Annotated in this window: 13 protein-coding genes; 4 read left to right on the top strand and 9 right to left on the bottom strand. The window is 59.2% G+C overall.

Translation table 11 applies throughout. The features are described from left to right. The first annotated feature begins 45 nt into the window (after positions 1 to 45). Positions 46 to 522, top strand: coding sequence for a DUF2390 domain-containing protein (locus EP166_RS16085; protein ID WP_164743982.1), 477 nt, complete (start codon positions 46 to 48; stop codon positions 520 to 522). Between the two features lie 72 nt (positions 523 to 594). Here the strand turns inward: EP166_RS16085 and EP166_RS21260 are convergent, their stop codons facing one another. The 4 genes from EP166_RS21260 to rsd all read right to left on the bottom strand — a co-directional run bounded on the left by EP166_RS21260 (position 595) and on the right by rsd (position 4408). Continuing rightward, positions 595 to 1728, bottom strand: coding sequence for a hypothetical protein (locus tag EP166_RS21260; RefSeq protein WP_181952729.1), 1134 nt, complete (start codon positions 1726 to 1728; stop codon positions 595 to 597). A gap of 287 nt (positions 1729 to 2015) precedes the next feature. After that, a complete protein-coding gene (locus tag EP166_RS16075; RefSeq protein ID WP_127558963.1) occupies positions 2016 to 2723 on the bottom strand; it encodes a ParA family protein in 708 nt (235 codons plus the stop codon). A 168-nt stretch (positions 2724 to 2891) separates the two neighbouring features. Continuing rightward, on the bottom strand, positions 2892 to 3899 hold the full coding sequence (locus tag EP166_RS16070; RefSeq protein ID WP_127558961.1) for a WD40 repeat domain-containing protein: 1008 nt from the start codon (positions 3897 to 3899) through the stop codon (positions 2892 to 2894). Between the two features lie 44 nt (positions 3900 to 3943). After that, the gene (rsd, locus tag EP166_RS16065) at positions 3944 to 4408 is read right to left on the bottom strand and encodes a sigma D regulator (protein WP_127558959.1); all 465 of its coding nucleotides are present in this window, start codon (positions 4406 to 4408) and stop codon (positions 3944 to 3946) included. 424 nt (positions 4409 to 4832) lie between these two features. On the opposite strand from rsd, the gene EP166_RS16060 reads away from it, so the two are divergent. Further along, complete coding sequence (locus EP166_RS16060; RefSeq protein WP_127558957.1) at positions 4833 to 5261, top strand: flagellar basal body-associated FliL family protein; 429 nt, start codon at positions 4833 to 4835, stop codon at positions 5259 to 5261. Between the two features lie 71 nt (positions 5262 to 5332). Here the strand turns inward: EP166_RS16060 and rmf are convergent, their stop codons facing one another. From rmf to EP166_RS16045, 3 genes are all read right to left on the bottom strand, one after another. Continuing rightward, positions 5333 to 5539 (bottom strand): ribosome modulation factor, encoded by a 207-nt coding sequence (gene rmf / locus EP166_RS16055; protein WP_127559527.1) that lies wholly within the window; start codon positions 5537 to 5539, stop codon positions 5333 to 5335. A 156-nt stretch (positions 5540 to 5695) separates the two neighbouring features. Further along, complete coding sequence (gene gshA / locus EP166_RS16050; protein WP_246026326.1) at positions 5696 to 7246, bottom strand: glutamate--cysteine ligase; 1551 nt, start codon at positions 7244 to 7246, stop codon at positions 5696 to 5698. A 111-nt stretch (positions 7247 to 7357) separates the two neighbouring features. After that, positions 7358 to 9682, bottom strand: coding sequence for a Tex family protein (locus EP166_RS16045; RefSeq protein ID WP_127558953.1), 2325 nt, complete (start codon positions 9680 to 9682; stop codon positions 7358 to 7360). A gap of 474 nt (positions 9683 to 10156) precedes the next feature. Between EP166_RS16045 and mnmH the strand changes: the two genes are divergently transcribed. After that, the gene (gene mnmH, locus EP166_RS16040; RefSeq protein WP_246026325.1) at positions 10157 to 11263 is read left to right on the top strand and encodes a tRNA 2-selenouridine(34) synthase MnmH; all 1107 of its coding nucleotides are present in this window, start codon (positions 10157 to 10159) and stop codon (positions 11261 to 11263) included. After that, positions 11223 to 13424, top strand: a complete 2202-nt coding sequence (gene selD / locus EP166_RS16035; RefSeq protein ID WP_164743981.1) for a selenide, water dikinase SelD — start codon at positions 11223 to 11225, stop codon at positions 13422 to 13424. The genes mnmH and selD overlap by 41 nt, the downstream gene beginning before the upstream one ends. Before the next feature lie 20 nt (positions 13425 to 13444). On the opposite strand, the gene pbpC is transcribed toward selD, so the two are convergent. Both pbpC and EP166_RS16025 read right to left on the bottom strand, forming a co-directional pair. After that, a complete protein-coding gene (gene pbpC, locus EP166_RS16030) occupies positions 13445 to 15766 on the bottom strand; it encodes a penicillin-binding protein 1C (RefSeq protein WP_127558949.1) in 2322 nt (773 codons plus the stop codon). Then, the gene (locus tag EP166_RS16025; RefSeq protein ID WP_127558947.1) at positions 15766 to 20637 is read right to left on the bottom strand and encodes an alpha-2-macroglobulin family protein; all 4872 of its coding nucleotides are present in this window, start codon (positions 20635 to 20637) and stop codon (positions 15766 to 15768) included. Before EP166_RS16025 ends, pbpC begins: the two co-directional genes overlap by 1 nt. Positions 20638 to 20769 lie beyond the last annotated feature (132 nt).

Raw genomic sequence — 20769 nt, 5'->3', positions numbered from 1 at the left:
TGATACTGTCTCTGATTACCGATGCCGTTCCAGATATTCATCATCATGAATCAAACACCCGACAACACTGAGTCCGACAACGATCGATCGGCCGACCTCTGGTCCTTTGCAGTGCGCTGCTATGCCGTTGAGCAAGCCTCGCTTTTGTCACTGCAACAGAATGCTCACTTGCACATTAACGATGCACTGGCGGCTGCATACGCCGTTAACAATCAGTTGGCGTTTAACGTCAGCTGCTGGCAAGCCGTTCGGGCGGGTCGTCCGCGTCAGGTATTGCATCGGGTGCGTCGTTATCGACTGGCTATGGAACGGTCTGACCCGAAACGGGCCCGGTTGCTGGATTGGGAGCTGACATTGGAGCGATGGGACTTGTCGCTGCTGGCAAGATGTCTGGGTAGTGAACCGTCAGATCAAGCGGATCACAGCCGTATTGCTACTCAGATGAGTGAACACTGTGATTTGTCCGTCGAGGCGGTGGAGACGTTGCTGGGTAGATTGCAGATTAGTGGGCAGAAGGTGTAACCCGGCCAGGCATGCGGGATGACCGGGCACAGAGTGAACAACGAAGGTGTTCTCTCTGTGCCCGGCTTCGCATCAGGCGTCTTTCTTCGGATCGAACAGGCTACGGCCTTCATCAGACGGCACGGTATTCACCAGCGGCTGCTTGGGTGCTTCCGGTTTTTCCGGTGCCGGTGCACTGTTGGCCGGGCTGCTTACGGCCGGTGCACTGGGCGCAGACGGCGCAGCTGAGGGTGCCGCTTGCGGTGCTGCCGGTGCCTTGGGTGCAGGCGCTTTAACCGGGGCTGGTTTTTTCGAAGCGGCTTTTTTCGCCGGGGCTTTCTTGGCGGCCGCTGGCTTCTTGGTAGCGGCCTTTTTGGCTGTCGCTTTTTTCGGTGCCGCTGTCTTTACGGTCGTTTTTGGGGTGGCGGCCTTTTTGGCGGCGGCTTTCTTGGGTGCTGCTTTTTTCGCCGGAGCTTTCTTGGCGACGGTTTTCTTCGGTGCGGCCTTTTTAGGGGCGGCTTTACGAGTGGTCGCCTTCTTGGCCGTGGCTTTTTTTACCGCTGTCTTTTTGGGGGCTGCACTGGCCACAGTTTTCTTGGCTGTCGTCTTCTTGGCTGCCGCTTTCTTGGGTTTGGCTTTGGCTTTTTTGGCCTTGGCTTTAGCGGCTTTGGCAGCCTTGTCGGCGGCTTTTTTGGCAGCGATCGCCGCTTTCTTTTCTTCTGCCTTGCGGACTTTATCCAGCGCTTTGTTCAGAGCATCCGCGGCTTTCTTCTCGTTGGCGGCTGCTACATAGGCATCCTTGGCAGCGTCGAATTCCTGTTTCAGTTCGTCAGCGGCTGATTTGGCGGCCTGGTAGGTTGCCTTGGCCTTGGCCAACTGGTTTTTCGCTGTTTGGGTAGCACTGCTTCTGGCGCGCAGAGCCGCGGCTTGCTGTTTGGCCTGAGCGGCGGCAACTTTCTTGCGTGCGGCGTCGAATTTCTTCTTGAGCTGGTCACGGGTTTTAGCGCTGTCTGCGACCGTTTTGTCGCGCATCTTTTCGAGTTCAACCTGGAGTTTGCCGATCTCTGTCTTCAGGACATCAACCGGTGAGGTCATTGCGGCAGACGAGGCCGTGCGTTTTGCAGCGGTCTTGCGCGTCGCCGGAGTTTTACGCGCGGATGTTTTGCGTGCGGCAGTTTTTTTGGCGGTGCGTGTCTTTGGTGTCGCTTTTTTCTTGGCGGCGGCCATGAGTCTATCCCCTCAGTTGTTCTCAGTGTTCCCGATTTCTGGCAGAAGTGAGGTCGTTATTAAAAACCGACAATACACTTCAATGTTGACTGGAAACGAACACCTGAAGCAGGCGCGTATCCGTCATTAATTTCTGCACTGTACTATTGTCAGCCGCGATTGAAAATTCAAGCGTTGAAGGCGTTAAATATCGGGTTTTCGCGAAAAAAACACGATAAAAAGGAAGATAACGAAGGATTCGGGGTTTAACCGGCTGGTTGCGGGCAGCGATTGGGTGGCAAACCGGTTTAGCTGTCGATCCAGTCGATCAAAGCCTGCCAGTCGAGCAAGTCATTATTCTGGGCGTTGTCCAGGTCGAATAGGCCCAGCCCATACTCGGATGCGCGCACATAAAACTGGGTGTCGCGGAAGGTGGTGATGAAGGGTATTTTCAGGCTGCGCAGAAACAGTTCCAGCTTTGAATACACCAGGGTGTTCTTGCGCGCCCGGTTGGCGACAACGGCAACCCGCTTGGGCGAAGTACGAAAGACCGGACACAACAACAGGTCTTTGATGAACAGCGTTGTTGCCCGAATGTCTATCGGCGACGGTGTGACCGGAATAATAATGATGTCGCACTCACGCACCAGCTCATTGAGCAGCGACCCGGTCAGGCCTGAGGGTGTGTCGATGATGACCTTGGACGTATCTGGCGGGATGTTGCGCAAATGAAATGAGCGCGTGACCTGAGCATTGGCGTTGCGGTAGGCCGCCACACCGTGAATGCGGGCCCGGTCGGGCTGGCGTGATTGCAGCCATTGCGTAGCGGAGCCTTGTGGGTCGTAATCGATCAGCACGGCGGTTTCGTTACGGTTGGCAAAAAGGCTCGACAGATTGGTCGCAATCGTGGTTTTGCCACTGCCGCCTTTGGCATTGGCGATTAGCAGGCGAGTGGGCTGAGGGGCTGAAATAACCCGCGCTGTATTTTTGTTTTCATCCGAGGGATAAAACGACATCCTGTTACGCTACCCTACTGCTGATTAAACCATGCTCTGGTGTTTGAGTGGCCGCGGCCATATCAATGAGGTTCAAGTCATTGATTTCGGGAGAAAAGCTAACAACTCACCCGGTGTTGTTCGGGGTTTGAATTCAGTAGCAGGCCATCGCCATGCAACCGGCTGGGCTCAGAATGCGTAGAGGTAGCCGTCTGATCCCAGTGCCCATAGTCGTTCATTACGCCATCTCATATCAAGTACCGTGGCACTTTGGTAGGTGCTACCCCAGAAGCTGCCGATTTGCCACAAACCCGTTCGCTCACCGGATTCGATACTAAACTGCAGTATGCGACGCTGGGTGGTGCCGATCAATAACCGACCGGCCGACTCAAAGCGAGCGCTGTAAATGCGAACGTCGCCGGTGGCCAGTTCACTGATCTGTTCACCGGTTGTCAGGTTCCAGAGTTGGGCGGGTTCATCGGCCGGGGCCAGCAATGCCAGCCTGGCATCGCCGGTCAGTTTGACCAGTTTGACCTGATTGGGCAGGGTGAAGGTTTGCAAGCGCTGGTCGTCGGTCACGCTCCACAATCGTGCGGTCAGGTCTTCCGAACCGGTCAACGCGAAGCGGGCATCATCGGATAACGAGACACTGATGACCGGCCCTTCGTGATCGAAGTTGCGCAACACGCCACCGTTGACGGCATCAAACAACACGGCCTGATTGTTACTCAGCCCCAGCAGTGCGAGGCTGCCGTCGGCCGACAGGTCGACCGCCTGGATGCGCGCCGGTGCGGTCCAATACCACACCGGCTCGCCAGTGCGGGTATTCCACAGGGCCAGGTTGTTGTAGTCGGCAGTCAGGGCACGCTGGCCATCGGCGGAGACATCGGTGTACAGCACTTCGGTGTACCCGTCCGGATCGTGGTTCCAGTTGAACTGGCGAGCGGGCGGGTGCAACGACCAGAAGCTGCCACCGTGATGAATGGAACCGATGACCGCGCCATTGGCATTGGGTGTCAGGGTACCGTGATAGGCACCCCGGGTCGCCAGTTCAAATTGATCGTCGGGGTTTTGCGGAAAACAGCCGCCCAGCGCCAGTGCCAACAGTGCCGTAATTGTCAGCTTTCGAGCTGAGGCGGATGACAACGCCCGCAAGGGGCGGTGCCAGTGTTGGGTTCGCGGGGCAGACTCAGCCATGGCGGTCGCCCGGCTCAGTGGCGATTGGGTCGTGCGGCAATCACTCAGGCGACCTGCTCTTTGTGAATATTGTGCAGCCGCTCGATCATCTGATCTTCCATTTCGAAGCGCTCGGTCATGGCTTCACCCAGCTTGGACAGGTCGGCCGGCAGGTCACTGACATGCTGATTGGTGTGATCGTGGGTGTCGTATTTATCGTTGAAATCGACAATGACCTGAGTCGTCGCCTCTACCCGGGGGTAGAGCTTGCGGGCCAGTTCAATGCCGCCGTCGTCGAATTCCCTGGCTTCACGCACCAGTTGCTCGTAGATCTCGAAGTGACCGGCCGAGACGTAATCCATCAGCGATTCACAGAATGACTGTAACAGGGTGCTTTGCTGATCGGCTGCGGTATCCGAGGAAATGTCGAAATAGCGAACCAGAGTTTCCTGGCGCTGGCCGAGCCAGCGGTCGATCATCTGGTGGGTTCCCCCCCACCGCTCCCGGGCTGTTTTGCAATTCTCGAGCATGGGTAACTCCATTCAACCGTAAGGTGTTTAGCGGCAACAGCTCATCAATTGGCTCTGATAAACGAATGCCGGGCGCCGGGGCTCCCAACATCTGGCCACTTATGTCAGACCACAAACTATAGGCCAGCGGTGGATTCGGGACAACAACAGCCTGAGTAAAGCTCCCAGACAATACCCACTCGGGGTAGGCAGTGCACGTCTGTCAACACGGCGGTTTCTTGAGTGTCAGGCCGAGAAGGCTCCGTGTTTTATTCTGGCCTTAATGTTCCGGCTGTGCGGTCGATAGTGACTGTATTAGATCGTTAAGACACGGGCTGCATCAGTCTGTTCCAGTGCACAAATGGCATTATGTCGACTGGGGTGGCTATACTGAGTTGCTGTTGGTCCAGACTGACCGGTTGTCTGATTTCGGAAGGGGTGCTGTTTGTTGCCATTGAGCCACATTGTTAAACCGTTCCACCTGCTGTCGTTGGCGGGCATGCTGTGTTTTTGCTTGTCCTTGCCGGCCGGCGCGGAAGATGCCGTTGCCACGGGACCGACCTACGTTGAGCTGGAGCCGAGCTTTACCATTAATTACGGGGAAGGGTCGCGGTTGCGTTATCTGCAGGCCAGTATCAGTTTACTGGTACCCGACGGCAAGGCCGCGCTGGAGGTAAGTACTCACTCCGATGCAATTCGTCATGAAATCATTATGCTGATCAGCGCTCAGGACCGGGAGACACTGACCTCAACCACGGGCCGTTCGGAGCTGCAAACCCAACTGCTGGAGCAGATTCAGGGATATATGGAACAGGAAACCGGCGCCCCACAGGTTGACCGGGTCTTGTTTACAGCATTTGTCATTCAGGGCTAACGGGGACGATTGGGGAAAAGGCGGGTATTTCGCGGTGCCGTGCAGGCACAGGCTAGATCGTCGAAGGTCGGTCAGGCGCGTTTGTTGGACGACAGAAAGCTGGCATCGGCACTGGGCTTTACGCCTTTATGGCGCTGAAACCCATCATCCCAGCCGGCTTCCCAGGCTGCGATCAGAACATCATTCTCATAGGGGGATGAATCTGCCCCCTGGCCCGTCAGGCCCGTCATGTAGCCTTGTTGGTAGGCCTTGTTCAGTGTTTCCAGCGTCCAGTGCATGGTTTCCAAAGACCCTGTCTCCCTGTGATCGATCCGAACATCATACGATGATCCGCTATCTTAACCGGAAGTTGGTTCACACTTTCAGCAATAAAGATTGATTATGAGAACCATGTCACACTATTCAGGTCGATTGGTTAACACTAAAAGCTTGAACTACTGCCGCAAATACGATGTTAGGAAGTCGTCGAAACTGCCCTGATCCGTGGCTTCTATCTGGCTTTGTTCGTCCAGGCTGCGCTGCGCTGCGCTGGTAAGGGCTTGCTGATCGTCTGCCGTCAGGGCCTCAGGGGCGAGGCGCTGGCGATGTTGTTCTGCCAGGGCCAGTGCGGTCTGGCGGAAGGACCCCTGTTGTTTGATCTGTTCCAGGAACCGGGCTGAGGGCGTCAGTGATACATCGTCTATTTTAGCCAGTTGCTTCGCCACGGCTTGCTGATACCGATCACCGCCGAGCAGGGCATCCATTTCCACCGCAAGCTCAGACAAGGAGCGCAATACGTTGTGTCCCTGGTCCTTTAGGCGTACGGATTTGCCCTGAATGTTCAGCTTCAACTCTGGGTCGCGACCAAAGGCCGCCACATTGAGGTTGTTCTCGCGCAGCTTGAAGCACTCTTCCTTGGGAACCAGGCCGTTATCCTGGACCAGACACCAGAACAGGAACAGGTCGACAAACACCATGCGGTCGGTATCGACACCCAGGGGGGTGAAGGGGTCGATATCCAGGCACCGCACTTCAATGTATTCCACGCCCCGCTCGTTCAGTGCGCGAATGGGTTTTTCACCGCTGTTCGCCACCCGTTTGGGGCGCAGGTCGCTGTAATATTCGTTTTCAATTTGCAGTACATTGGCGCTGATTTGCCGGTAATCCTCCCCAACCTTGGTACCCAATGCCTGATAGGCCGGATAGGGCGTGTGAATAGCGTCGGTGAGGGTTTCGGAATAGGTTTGCAAGCTGTTGAAGCACACATACAAACTGCTTTGGGCATTGTTGGAGTAGCCCATATCACTCATACGCAGCGTCGTGGCATATGGGGAGTACAGGGTGTCGTCGCCCAACGGTAGCAATTCGGTATGCCCCTTGTGACCAAAGCTGCGGTCGATGGCCGGTGAAGCACCGAACAGATAGAGCAGCAACCAGGAATGGCGCCGAAAACCACGAATCAGGCCAAAGTATTCTTCGTTGATAAACCGTTGCAGGTCGCCTTCCCAGCCAGACCGTTGCGCCCAGTCCTGCCAGAATTCTGTGGGCATCGACCAGTTGTAATGCACACCGGCGATGGTCTGCATCACCCGGCCATAGCGGTGCCACAGGCCATGACGATAGACGGTTTTTAACCGGCCAACGTGGCTGCTGCCATACTGGGCAATGGGGATCTCGGTTTCAGCCGGCAACGCTGAGGGCATGCTCGACGGCCAGAGCTGCTCGTTCGGTAATTGCGTGTAGGTGAACCGGTGCAAACGCGCCAGTTCATCCAGCGCGGCTTCGGGCCGATTATGAACCGAGGTAATAAACTCGAGCAGTGATTCGGAGTAATCGGTGGTGATTGACGGGTGCGTCAATGCAGACCCCAGACCTTTCGGGTGCGGTGTTTGAGCCAGGTGGCCTTCACCGTCAACGCGCAGGGTTTCCCGTTCGATACCGCGATTAAAGCGCAACCAGTCGGGGTTCAGATCGGCCAGATGGCCCAGGCGAGTCAGCGTTGGCAAAGAAACATCCTCAAAAAACAGTCACGGTGGCGCAAGCACCCAAGGCACCCTGAGTTGGGGCAGGCTGATAAAGTTCAAGCAACACTTTAGCAGGCCCTGCCACGACGTCGATTACAATCGACCGCCTTTTTTCTTCATCGCTTCCTGCAGCAGCGACGCCATGGCCGTTTGACCGGCCGGCGCTGCTGAGCCCGGGTTTCTATCCCGACGCGGCGCCGAGTTGCGGCGGTTGTTGCTGCCGGTGTTCTGGTCACGGTCTGCCGGTTGGGCTTCATCGTCCAGCCGCATGGACAAGGCGATCCGGTTGCGGGCCACATCGACGTCCATGACTTTGACCTTAACAATGTCACCCGCCTTAACCAGCTTCGACGGGTCGTCGATAAACTGATGGCTCATCGCCGAGATGTGGACCAGGCCATCCTGATGCACGCCGACGTCAACAAAGGCACCGAAGTGAGTCACGTTGGTCACCACGCCTTCCAGCACCATGTTCTGGCGCAGGTCCTTGATGGTTTCAACGCCATCCTGGAATTCGGCGGTCTCGAACTCAGGGCGTGGATCGCGGCCAGGTTTTTCCAGTTCCTGCAGAATGTCGGTGATGGTTGGCAAACCAAAGGTATCGTCAACGTACTGCTCGGCCTTGAGTGATCGGATGAAACGGCTGTCGCCGATCAGAGCGCTTACATCGCGGCCGGTATCGGCGACGATGCGCTCCACCACTGAGTAGGATTCCGGGTGCACCGCTGAGCCGTCGAGCGGGTTGTCGCCGTTCATGACTTTCAAAAACCCCGCCGCCTGCTCGAACGCTTTCGGGCCCAATCGACTGACGTCTTTCAGCTGTTTGCGATTCTTAAACGCGCCTGCGGCATCACGATGCGCGACGATGTTATTGGCAATGGTGCTGTTCAGACCCGATACCCGGCTCAGCAAGGGGGCTGATGCGGTATTGAGATCGACACCCACGCCGTTCACGCAGTCTTCCACGACGGCATCCAACTGACGTGCGAGCGCCAGTTGGGAAACGTCGTGCTGGTACTGGCCGACACCGATTGACTTGGGTTCAATTTTCACCAGTTCTGCCAGCGGGTCCTGCAGGCGCCGGGCAATGGAGATCGCGCCGCGAATGGTCACGTCCAGGTCCGGAAATTCACGCGCGGCAAATTCAGAGGCCGAGTAAATGGAAGCACCGGATTCATTCACTAACAACGCCTGGGCGTTGATGTCCGGGTGCGATTTCAGCACAGCTTTCACGAAGCGTTCGGTCTCACGGCTGGCGGTGCCGTTTCCGATGGCGATCAGCTCAACGTTGTGTTTTTTGCACAGCGACACCAGCATTTGCTCGGCTTCGCGGATCTTGTTCTGCGGCGGTGTCGGGAACATAGCGCCGTGATCGAGCACCTTACCAGTGGCATCAACCACCGCGACTTTCACCCCGGTACGCAAGCCCGGGTCCAGGCCAATGGTCGCTTTGGGGCCAGCCGGTGCGGCAAGCAGCAGGTCTTTCAGGTTCTTGGCGAACACATCAATCGCGGCTTTTTCGGCTGATTCACGCACCCGGTTAAACAGGTCGGTTTCTATGTGGGTCAGCAACTTCACCCGCCAGGTCCAGCGCACCACCTCGCCCAGCCAGGCATCGGCGGCGCGGCCATTGTCTGTGATGTTGAAATGCTCGGCGACAATGATTTCTCCCTGGCTGGTGCTGCGCGGCTCTTCGCCCGCCAACACCAGTGAGAGCTGTAAAAAGCCTTCGTTGCGACCCCGAAACATGGCCAGGGCCCGATGGCTGGGCACCTTTTTGATGGCTTCGTTGTGCTCGAAGTAATCCTGAAATTTGGCGGCTTCGCTCTGCTTGCCGTCGATCACCCGCGCCTGCATCTCGCCATGCTGCCAGAGGTATTCACGCAATTTGCCGATCAGCCCGGCGTCTTCGGCGAAACGCTCCATCAGAATATAGCGCGCCCCATCGAGCACGGCTTTGGTGTCGGCAAAGCCCGCATCGGCATTCAAGCAAGATTCTGCCTCGCTGGCGGGGTCTAAGGTCGGGTCATTGAACAAAGCATCAGCCAGAGGCTCCAGCCCGGCTTCAATAGCAATCTGACCTTTGGTACGGCGCTTCTGTTTGTACGGTAGATACAGGTCTTCAAGCTCTGTCTTGGTCGCGGCGGCTTTAATATCGCGACTCAGGCTATCGGTCAGCTTGCCCTGCTCTTCGATGCTGGACAGAATCGCCGCACGCCGGTCTTCCAGTTCGCGCAGGTAGCGCAACCGGTCTTCAAGATTTCGCAGTTGGGTGTCGTCCAGTCCACCGGTCACTTCTTTACGGTAACGACTGATAAAAGGCACAGTAGCGCCTTCATCCAAAAGGGCCACAGCCGCCTTAACCTGGGCGTCGGCGACCTGAAGTTCCTGGGCAATACGATGTTCGATGCTGATCATAAGACGATGACTCGGTGAAGCGAAACGGGAAGCACGCATCATTAGCCAAAGCCGCAAGCATTTCAAGGCCACTTACAACACGCTAACACCTTGATTTATAAATAAAACCAACACCTGTTCTCTCACCCCGAGGTTGACAGTTGCTCTCGCTCCATTGCCATGAGTTCGTGCAGGCAACCGGGTAGTCCTGTTTGGGGTCGGCGTGAACCCTTCCATGGGGCCTAGACCGTAGGATATGAATCCCCTCCATGGGATTCACCCTTCGGGCTCGCTGCGCTCATGCTAAAACGCTCCCGGCGTTTTAGTCCATGCTACGGACTTCCCCAAACAGGACTACCCGGTGGTCGACACGAACCACTGGCACAAAATACTGCCGAGCCGACTCCAGCCGCAGTAGACAACCGAACCACAGGTTGCCTGAGAGCATACCGAACCGCATAATCGCGTCCTGCCATTCTTGCCTAGAGGTCCGCCGTGCGCGACCCCCACCGCGACGACATTGACGCCAGCCTGGATCTGCTGCTCGACCAGACACCGTTTATGGATGTGCGCGCCCCTGTTGAATTTGAACATGGTGCCATTCCTGGCGCAGTTAATGTGCCGATTCTGGATGATGATCAGCGGGCTGCCATTGGTACCCGGTATAAAGAGGCGGGGCAGGACGCGGCCATTGAACTGGGTCTGGAATTGGCGACGCCCGACATTCGTGCCGAGCGTCTTGATGCCTGGGCGACGTTTGCCCGGCAGCATCCGAATGGTTATCTCTATTGTTTTAGGGGTGGTTTGCGTTCCAACACCACACAGGCCTGGCTGCGCGAAGCGGGCATTCACTACCCGCTGGTGCGCGGTGGGTACAAGGCGCTGCGCCGCGTTCTCATTGATGCGTTTGAAGAACGTCTGGCAACCCGGAGTTTGCAAGTACTGGCGGGGCCGACTGGCAGTGGAAAAACCGAGGTAATTCATGACTGGCCGGTCAGTCTGGATCTGGAAGGCCGTGCCGGGCATCGCGGCAGCGCTTTTGGTGCGACCTTCGTGCCTCAGCCGGCGCAGATTGACTGGGAAAATCAGATTTCGCTGGATTGGGCGCGTCTGGATGTCCATGGCGATGCGCCTGTGTTGGTAGAAGACGAAGCGCATCTGATCGGTCGCATTCATCTGATCCCCGAGTTGCACCAGCGCATGCAGGAATCTCCGGTCATCGCTCTGGAAGCGCCGATGCAGGAGCGTGTTGACCGGTTGTTAGATGACTATGTGAACCACGCGCTGCAGCATTTCAGCCAGCAAGCGCCGGACAACCCCTGGCCCCTGCTCGGTGACTACGTGAGCCAGAACCTGCGTCGCATCCGTAAACGCCTGGGCGGTCTGCGCCATGAGCAACTGCAACAGGCGGTGCCAGAGGCGGTGGATGCCATGGCCCGGCAACGCGACCCCGGTGGTTTTAACCGCATAATTGAAACCCTGCTGACGGATTATTACGACCCCATGTATCAGTATCAATTGAGCGGCCGGGCTGACCAGGTTGTGTTCCGTGGTGATGCCCGTGCCGTGCTCGACTGGCTGGAACACCAGCGCCATGTTTGAACGCGATCTGGTACTGGTCGGTGGCGGCCACACCCATGCTCTGATGATTTGCACTCTGGCGATGAAGCCGATACCGGGGGTTCGGGTGACGCTGGTGTCGGAATCGACGCTGACGCCATACTCCGGCATGTTGCCAGGTCTAGTCGCCGGGCATTACCGGCCAGATGAGGTCCACATCGACTTAAACCGGTTGTGCCGCTGGGCCGGTATTCGCTTTATTCAGGGCCGGGTGACCGGTGTTAACCCTTCAGCCAAAACCCTGTCTGTAGAGCAACAGCCGACAGTGTCTTACGATAAGGTCTCATTCGACACCGGCTCAACGCCCGATTTGAGTTTGCCCGGCGCGCGTAGCTTTGCGGTCGGGGTGAAGCCCGTCAGCCGGTTCTATGCCAAATGGCAGCAACTGCTCGACCGCCATGACCTGGAACGCAGTACCGAAACTCAGCACTGGGGCGTCGTCGGCGCCGGTGCCGGTGGGGTTGAACTGGTGCTGGCCATGGCATACCGCCTGGGCGCGGATCGTCGCGTTCAGCTGCATCTGGTTTACCCCGGCGATCACATACTGAGCGGCTACCCGCGCCGTTCAGTCCTTGCGGCTGAGCGGGCATTGCAGCGGCACGGCGTCGTCTGCCACTCCAACTTTAACGTCAGCGCGGTGAAGAAAAACGGTCTGGTGGCGGCCAATGGCAACGCCTTGTCGCTCGACCAGACGGTCTGGTGCACCCGGGCGGCCGGTCCGGAGTTTCTCAGCCGGAGCGGTCTGGACGTGACCTCAGCCGGCTTTATCGCCGTTAATCGCTACTTGCAAAGCACCTCACACCCGGACGTATTTGCCGCCGGCGATGTCGCCGACATGGTGTTCGACCCCCGGCCAAAGGCCGGTGTCTATGCCGTGCGCCAGGCGCCGATTCTGTATCAAAACCTGAAACTTGCGTTCGCCAGCCAGCCTATGCAACCGGCGCGGCTGCAACGACGGTTTCTGTCTCTGTTGTCGCTGGGTGACCGCCAGGCGGTTGGTCACCGGGGCCTGTTCGTCGCCAGCGGTGCCTGGGTCTGGCGCTGGAAAGACCGGATAGACCGTGCCTTTATGGATAAGTTCCAGGCGTTGGGTACGCCGAAGATGATGGCGCCTATGCCCAACGAAACAGAGGGCGAGATGCACTGCGCCGGTTGCGGCAGCAAACTGGGCCCGGCAATTTTGCACGATACGCTTAGCGCTTTGCCGCGCTTGAACAAACCCGGGCTGACCCCGGCCCTGGAAGCCGCCGAAGACGCCAGCCTGTGGCAACCGACACCGGGCCTGACCCAGGTGCAAAGCCTCGATGGTTTTCGCAGCTTCAGTGATGACCTCTATCGCTTCGGCCAGGTCTGTGTGAATCACGCCCTGAGCGATTTGTACGCCATGGGCGCGCAGCCGGTCTCGGCCCAGGTCTGGATCAACCTGGCTCACGCCCACCCCCGTTTGCACAAGGCGGATTTCCAGAGGCTGATGCGCGGCATTCATCAGTCATTGAATGACCAGCAGGTAGCCCTGGCCGGTGGCCACAGCACCGAAGGTGCGGAAACCCACGTTGCGGTCGTCGCCAACGGCGAAGTCGACCCGGCGTGCCTCTGGCGCAAAACCGGGGCGCAACCCGGCGATGTACTGATTCTGACCAAGCCGCTCGGTACTGGCGTGATCTGGGCGTCGGATGCCGCCGCCCAGGCCCCAGCTAGAGCCGTTGCTGCGGCCTGGGAGAGCATGCTGGTCAGCCAGAAAGCCGCCTGGGAAGCACTGCAAAGACTGGAACCGCACGCCGTTACTGACGTCACCGGTTTTGGTCTGCTGGGCCATTTGCTGGAGATGGTTACGGGCGACGACTTTGAAGCTCACCTTAACTTGAACGCCCTTCCCGCCCTGCCCGGTGCTCGCGACCTGTTGGAGCACGGCTTTCGCTCCAGTTTGCACCCTCAATTATTGCCCTACACGCTGGAATGCAGTGGGCTTGAGTCTGTTAGTGAAGCTGATATTGCGTTGCTGATTGATCCGCAGACTTCAGGCGGCTTGCTGGTCGCTCTCGACCCGGATCAGGCGGAAGCCTTTCTCGGCCAACTACCGAATGCCCGAGCTATTGGTCACATTGCGAGGCGTACTTCCGACCGTAAAGTGGTCGTGGGCTAACTCAGGAGCCCCCGGGCTCCCTACCGCACCCGAGTCTGTATCTGAATCCGGTCGCTCTGGCCGCTTTGGTCAACCAGCACGATCTGATAGCGGTGTAGCGGTACCAGGGCCAGATCCAACTCGGGCTCCTCAGTGGTAAGTTGTTCGCCGTTCAGGTACCAGTGAAACGGGGGTTGGCCGCCCTCGGCCCAGAGTGACAGATCGATATCCTGGCCTGGTTCGACCATCAGGCGGGAGCCATCGGATGCGCCTTTCAGCGCCAGTGGTTGCTGGGCCACCGGGACCAATTGCGGCGGGCAGCGCGGGTCGAAACCGGGCAGGCGTTCGCGGCTGCGCCAGTCGGGCCGTAGCCAGCCTTGCACGGGCGCTGGCCACAGTGCGACGTGCGTTCGAGCGGCTGGCAGGTCGCAGCCCAGTGGCACCTGCAAGCCGGATTCGGGGTTGAGGTTCAGGGGGGTGACGGGCCGGTTGAAGTTCAGGCCGGCATCGCGGCTGTGCATCCAGGTGCTGGGAAAGGTGCCGTCCAGCACCCAGGCTTCCTGGGGCTGGTCACACAACGCCTCGTTTTCAGGTCGACCGCTGGGCCAACAAACGGTTTCGCGGGTCACGCTGGCGGGTTTGGCGGGCAACGCCGGGCTGTCGCCGATCATGGCCGCGACCCGGGCCAGTAGCGGCACGGCGGTCTGGCGACCAAAGTGGCTGGGCAGCGCCGAGCCATCCGGTTGCCCCACCCAGACGCCCAGGGTGTGATGCTGGCTGACCGCCAGCGCCCAGCTGTCCCGATTGCCATAGCTGGTGCCAGTTTTAACGGCAAGCCCGGGCAAGGCATTGTCGGCATCCAGCAGGGTGCGACGGATGATCCAGGCCGCACCGGCAGACATCAGCGGGCTCTGAACGCGAGGATCATCCGGGCTCAGACGCGGCATGATCGTCTGGCCCTCTCGGCCCAGCGCAGAATACAACCGCACCAGACTCTCCAGTGAGGTGCCGACGCCGCCCAGCGCAACGGCGAGACTGGGGCGCGCGTTGGCTGGCAACTGGAGCTCGCCACCGGCTTGCTGCAAGGCCAGATAAAACCGCGCCGGGCCAATCTGCTCCAGCACCTGCACCGCGGGCAGGTTCAGGCTCTGTTGCAGAGCACTGGCCAGCGACACCGGGCCGCTGAAACCACCGGTAAAGTTCACTGGCCGGTAATCACCAAAGCGCAGCGGCACATCGAGCAACAGGCTGGCGCTGTGCACCAGCCCAAGGTCCAACGCCTGCCCGTAAATAAAGGGTTTCAGTGTCGAGCCGGGTGAGCGAATCGCCGATACCATATCGACGTGGGCGGCCCGGGCCGGGTCGGTAAAATCCGCCGAGCCGACGTAGGTTCGAACCAGGCCGGTGCGGTTGTCCATAATCATCACCGCAGCCGAGACGTGGCGATCAATCGCCTGCACATAGGCCGGCACCAGTGCTTCGACCTGGCGTTGCCAGTCGAGGTTCAAGGCGGTGCGGTGAGTCAGTTTTGGCACGGTGTTCGTTGTGGCAGTCTCGACCAGCCGGCGCGCCAGTAAAGGCGCGGTCTGATAACGCTGAATCGGCACGGCAATGACACGCTCTTCCCGAGCATCGGCCACGGCCTCGGGCGACCAGATATCCTGATCCGCCAGGCGCTGCATCAGTTTGTTTCGGGCCGCCTCCGCACGTTCCGGGTGTCGGTCGGGCCGGTATCGGCTGGGTGCCTGTGGCAGTACGGCGAGCAGCGCCGCCTGGGCTCGGGTTAGATCCTGCGCCGGATACCCAAGGTAAGACAGGGAGGCCGCTTGCACGCCTTCAAGTGTGCCGCCGAAGGGCGCGTGGTTCAGGTAATAGGTGAGGATCTCGGCCTTGCTGTAATGCCAGTCAAGCTGCAGCGCGCGCACCATTTCCTTGAGCTTGCCGGTCAGCGTTCGGGGTTCCGGGTAGCGCAGCCGGGCGACCTGCATGGTCAGCGTTGAGCCGCCGGAAACCACCTCGCCATGCCAGAGCGCCTGGCCCACAGCGCGAATCAGCGCGAACGGGTTAACGCCGGGGTGATGGTAAAAGAATCGGTCTTCGTAGCCGATCAGGGCTTCCAGGTAATAAGGCGATACCTCGGCCAGTGTGACCGGGTAACGCCAGACGCCCTCCGCATCGGCAAAGGCGCGCAACAACTGGTCATGCTCCGTTGTGACCACCTGGCTGCCGGGCCGGGGGGTCAGGTCCACCGGGGCCAGACGGTCAATCACCAGTAAGATGAGCAGGGTCAGCCCGACAAGCACGCCGGGTATCGCCAGTGCGATAACCCAACGGCGTCGCCGGAGCCGGGCCAACCCGAGCATCAGCGGGGCAGAACCACCAGACGGCCGGGCGAGCGACCCAGGCTCTGGATATCCGGCCGGTACATGTCTTCGACATAGGCGCCTGGAATGGCGTATTCACCCGGTGTGACCGCCCGCGCCAGGTAATACAGCACCTGGCCCTGCCATTCGTTCACATCGAGCGCCGCGACATAGCGGTCATCACGAACCTCTTCATAGGCGATGCGGTTGCGGAAATACTCACCGACCGAATCCCCTTCGATGCGAATATCATCGAGATTGACGCTGGCGTTGGCCAGGTTCTGGTTTTCAATCTCCAGCCCCGCCGGCAGCAGATCGACCAGCAAGGCTTCCGGCACCCGGGCCTCGCTGCTCACCGATAGCCGTACGATCACCAGGTCGCCCGTGGTCAGTGGCTCGGTGATGTCGAGCGGTTCACCCTGAATATCATAGGTGTCGCGCTCTACTCGCAATGTTTGCGCATAGGGTTCAGGCGCTTCGAGCGGTGCACCGTTGTAGACCAGATTGGCGAAGATCGCCTCGTCGCTGGCTTCAATGCCGCGCAGGCTGGCTAATTGGTCGGCATCGATCAGGGTGTTGAAGGCCCCTTTCCGGTCGAGCCGCTGATCCAGCGCATCGAGCTTCAGGGTGGCTTGCCAGGGTTCCGGGCTGGCCGAGAACTGCAACGCCAGCTTGGCCAGGGCAATGCGCTCCTGGGTGCTGAACCACTGCTTTTCTTGCAGCAGGTCGGGCACCTGTTGCCACAAATCACCGGCGTCGAAGCCGTGCTCAAGGGCCAGTGCCAGAGTCAGGGCGGCGTCGCGCAGCGGGCTGCCGTAGTCGCTGTAATAACGATGGCGGCTGCGTTCGACGGTAATGCCTTTTTCCGCTGCGACCGCGGCGCGCTGGGTATCGCCTTCGGTTTGCAGGGCGACGGCCAGTTGCATCCAGCCCAGGCCGGACTGGTCATAGTCGCGCTCCAGTGCCTGGTCATAGAGCCGGCGCACGTCACTCAGCGAGCCCTGCCCGGCTTTCGCCAGCACCTCGGCCGCATAGGCGCGGACGGCGAACTGCTGATAGGCCGGGTCATCGCTCCAGCCGGTCACCCCCAGCGAACCACGCAACAGCCCCTGCAGCGTGGTCAGGGTGCGTTCGAGTCGGCTGTTATCAACCGGTATACCCAAACGGCGGGCATCGATCAGCAGGTCTGCTGCATAAACGGTACCCCAGTGGGATTCAACGGAACCCGAGTCCCAGTAGCCAAAGAGGCCAGAATCTTTCTGCTTTGCCAGGGTGCGGGCAAGGCCGGTTTCAATCTGGGTGCGGCGGAAGGCCTCGGTATAGGGTTCTTCGAACCGACTCTCCAGCGCCTGAATCAGCCCCAGGTCTTGCGCCAGTTGCGGGTCGATCAGCAGCCAGGGGTAGGTTGAGCTGATGGTTTGCTCCAGGCAGCCATAGGGGTAATGCAATAACGAGCGCAGGTGTTCGGCGAAATCGATGGCGGGCCGGTTCGACAGCGTCAACTGGGCCTGAACGGTCGAGGCAATCAGGTCATCAGTGCGTGGTGCCGGCTGCCACAGGGTATTAGGCTCAATGCGTGTACGCTCGTAGCGGGTCTGCCAGGGATGGGCGCTGCGTACGCCGAGTGACCAGCGGCGGTTGATGTCGAGGTCGTCGCCGTTACTGAGGCGCACGGCTATGTCGCCGGTGCCGGTCTCGTACCCGGCTTCCAGTGGAATACGCAGCGTGGTTTTTTCGCCGTCTTTTAACGTCAGGCTGTCACCAGGCTCGGTGGCGCTGATAGCGCCGCCGATGGCAACGTTCAGCGCCAGCGTTTGGTCGGCACCGGAAAGATTGTGCACATCCAGGGCCAGCGTGCTCTGATCGCCAAAGGCCATAAAACGTGGCAATGCGGCTTCGACCACCAGCCGGTCAGCGACCTCGGTCTCAGCCTCGGTGCTGCCGAAACTGCGTTCGCCCCAGGCGACGACCATCCACTTCACCCGGCCATTGAAGTCCGGCAAGTCGAAACTGACCTCAGCTTCGCCATCGACGAATTCAATGGGTTCCGACAAGTAAGACAGAATGCGCACATCGCTTTTCGGTTCTTCACCACCGCGCGACAGCGCATCGTCACTCTCGGCAAACCCCCCGCCGAAGCGTTGGCGCACCATGTCGAGCCCGAGGTTGTTGATGATGCGGTGGTACACATCCTGATACTGGGCCTCGAACCGGCGCGGTGAGAAGAAAAACTGTTCCGGCTGCGGGCGTTCAAACCGGGTGATGTTGAGCACGCCCATATCGACCAGGGCGACGGTCGCGTAGAGCCGCTGGTCCGAATAAGCTTCAGCATTCTCAATGCTCAATCGAGCGGTAATCGGCCGGTTTGGCTCAACCCGGTCCGGTGCGCTGACCTCAATCTCAAATTCACGATCCGGACGCTGCATCGGCAGATGGACCAGCCCCAGCGTGCGTTTCGGGGCGACTTCCGTCACTTGATCAGCCGGGGTCAGGACCATCACCGAGACATAGAGGTCGTGCCGGTTCCAGTGGGTCTCAGTCGGCAGTGTGATTTCGGATTCACCCGCCTCGATGTCCTGATGCGTTGAATACAGGACGCCCGCCTGGCTTTCGACGTTAATCAACGCACGACCAGCCGCCGGTGCGACTAAGCGCAATGTGGCGGTTTCGCCTGGCTCATAGGCGTCCTGATCCAGCGTCAACGGAATTTGATCGGGCCGTACGACGGAGGAGTCGGCATCGCTGTAGCCGCTGTATTGGGTGCGGAAGTAGTGCACTGAACGAGCGCCATCGGCATGGGTCACGTGCAACTCATAGTCGCCCCACTGCACCGGCAACTGCACCTCGGCCCCCTCTTCTGTGACGGCAATGGTGCGCGACTCGGTGACGTATCGGTTGGCATCGTAACGCCAGCTCCAGCCACTATCGTCGTCGAACCACCAGTAATATTCGCGATGATCGCGAAACAGCTGAACTTTCACTTCGCCATCGATGGCGTCGCCGTCTTTCGACAGCGCAAAGACTTTAACGCTGACATCGGCGTTTGCGGCGGGGCGGTCCCGGAACAGCGGTTCAATGCCCACCAGAGTCTCCAACGGCGGCATCAGAATCAGTTGCTGGTTGCGGGTGACGGGTCGGCCGCCGCTTTCATACAGGCTACCGGCGATATTGAACGCCAGGGGTACGTCAATGTTGCTCCAGGCATCGGGCAGGGTCAGCAGCCCGGCACCGGTTTCGTCCAGGGTGATGGCCGTCAGGCTTAGGGTATCGTTGTCCAGGCTCTGGCGGGCATCGCCGACGGTGAGATTTGGCCAGTCTTCAAACACTCGGGTGGTTGGGCGCACCGTAGCCAGGGCGTCTACTTCATTGCCCGCCGCTGGCGCGCCGTAGAGATAGTCACCTTGAACGGGAATGCCCGCTGGCAATTCGTTCAGGCGCGGCATGCGTTCGGTACTGCCCGGGAAGAACGACAGGGTCATTCGTTCCGGCAGAAAAGTTTCGACCTGAAAGCTGTAAATTTCGCGCTGCACGGCACGATCGGGCTCGACGATCCACTGCCAGGTGCCGGTGGCGGCATCGTCCGGGAGCGTTACGCTGTGTTGATACAGACCAGAGGGACCAGCGCGCCAGACCGTCTCTTCGATCTTACGGCCTCGGGCGTCGTAGAGATGCGCCTCCAGTGACGGGTTGGCGATGGGCTGGCCGTCGTAGTCGCGACGCAGCATGTTGATGTTCACCGTTTCACCGGGCCGGTACAGATCCCGCGGGCCGTAGAGAAAGCTTTGCTGTTCGCGGTGGCGCTCAGTGACGTTGCTGTAGGCTGATAAATCCAGCGCCGCTCGATCGAGGCGAACATAACTGGTCTGGTTGCCCTGGCGGGCAACGATCAGTCGGGGCCGGTCATTGGTTTCCAGGCGGTGCTGGCCCAGTTCATCGGTGCGGGCCACCTGGGTGTAGCCGGATCGGTTCTGCTCGTGCCAGTAATAGGTGAGCTCAACGTCTTCCAACGGCGTACCGTTGCTTATGGCGTTCAGTTGCACCTGAATTTCACGGCCATAAACACGGGTATGCAGGCCGATGTCCGACAGCGTGAAAAAGCGGGTATCAAACTGGTAATCGTAGTCGCCGGGCTGGCGCAACACCGCCACAAAGAAGCCACTGTCATGCTCGTCGAGCACCGGGTCGAGGTTCAGGTTAACGCTGGTGCGGGTGTTGCTGCGCGGGTCTACCGGGTAGCGACCGGTGTGCGCCAGGTCGGCGTAGGCATCGAGCTCATTGAGCGTCGAGTAATAGGTGCGACCGGAATAAAATGTATAGGCCAGAAAGGCTTCGAGCCGGTCGTCGCGAACGCGGAATACGTCCAGTTCGACTTCGCTTTGGTTAACTACCGTGACTGGCAGGCCGTTCTGAATATCCCCAACCAGAAACTCACCCTGGCTGGCAAAGCTGGCGGAGGCGACCATGGGCCGGGTGGTGATCCGCCACTGGTCTGACTGACGGTTGACGGCCGCATCGGCGATCACTGTCTCCGTGGTCAGGCGCTGATCGCTAACCGAACGCGGTTTGCCGGTAATGCGGATCTGATAGGTAGTGCTGGGTTCAACAAAGGGCAACGTCCAGCTGACGCCGCCGTCATTGCTGATCCAGTAACTGCCGTCGACCGGGGCCGGCTGTACAGTGACGAACGCCTCCAGGTCTGTCTGCGGATCGAGCGCATCGGTGAATCTCAGCGTTAACGCCGGCGCACCCTCATACTGGGATTCAAACACCGACGAAACATAAAACTCAGCCAGTGCAGGCTGGGAAAACGCCAGCGCCAGCAACCACAACAACGCCGCGCCGGACCAGCGCGACACAACAGATCCTTTCATCTCAACAATCCTTGAGTGTGAGTCGAATTTTGGAGTATACCCAAAGTGTTTGGGAAAAAATGCCCTGTGACGAAGCCATTCCCAGTAGTCATCGGGCACTAAGACATGGATCACAAATGCAGTTGATCAGCG

This window comes from Saccharospirillum alexandrii, from assembly GCF_004000275.1.
Lineage (GTDB): Bacteria > Pseudomonadota > Gammaproteobacteria > Pseudomonadales > Natronospirillaceae > Saccharospirillum > Saccharospirillum alexandrii.
Note: the sequence above shows the minus strand (reverse complement) of the source record. Positions and strands in the feature narration are given on the sequence as shown.

Excerpts from the sequence above, each read along its gene's own strand:
- EP166_RS16085 (WP_164743982.1), top strand. The coding sequence starts at position 46 with ATGAATCAAACACCCGACAACACTGAGTCCGACAACGATCGATCGGCC.
- EP166_RS21260 (WP_181952729.1), bottom strand. The coding sequence starts at position 1,728 with ATGGCCGCCGCCAAGAAAAAAGCGACACCAAAGACACGCACCGCCAAA.
- EP166_RS16075 (WP_127558963.1), bottom strand. The coding sequence starts at position 2,723 with ATGTCGTTTTATCCCTCGGATGAAAACAAAAATACAGCGCGGGTTATT.
- EP166_RS16070 (WP_127558961.1), bottom strand. The coding sequence starts at position 3,899 with ATGGCTGAGTCTGCCCCGCGAACCCAACACTGGCACCGCCCCTTGCGG.
- rsd (WP_127558959.1), bottom strand. The coding sequence starts at position 4,408 with ATGCTCGAGAATTGCAAAACAGCCCGGGAGCGGTGGGGGGGAACCCAC.
- rmf (WP_127559527.1), bottom strand. The coding sequence starts at position 5,539 with ATGCACTGGACGCTGGAAACACTGAACAAGGCCTACCAACAAGGCTAC.
- EP166_RS16045 (WP_127558953.1), bottom strand. The coding sequence starts at position 9,682 with ATGATCAGCATCGAACATCGTATTGCCCAGGAACTTCAGGTCGCCGAC.
- pbpC (WP_127558949.1), bottom strand. The coding sequence starts at position 15,766 with ATGCTCGGGTTGGCCCGGCTCCGGCGACGCCGTTGGGTTATCGCACTG.
- EP166_RS16025 (WP_127558947.1), bottom strand. The coding sequence starts at position 20,637 with ATGAAAGGATCTGTTGTGTCGCGCTGGTCCGGCGCGGCGTTGTTGTGG.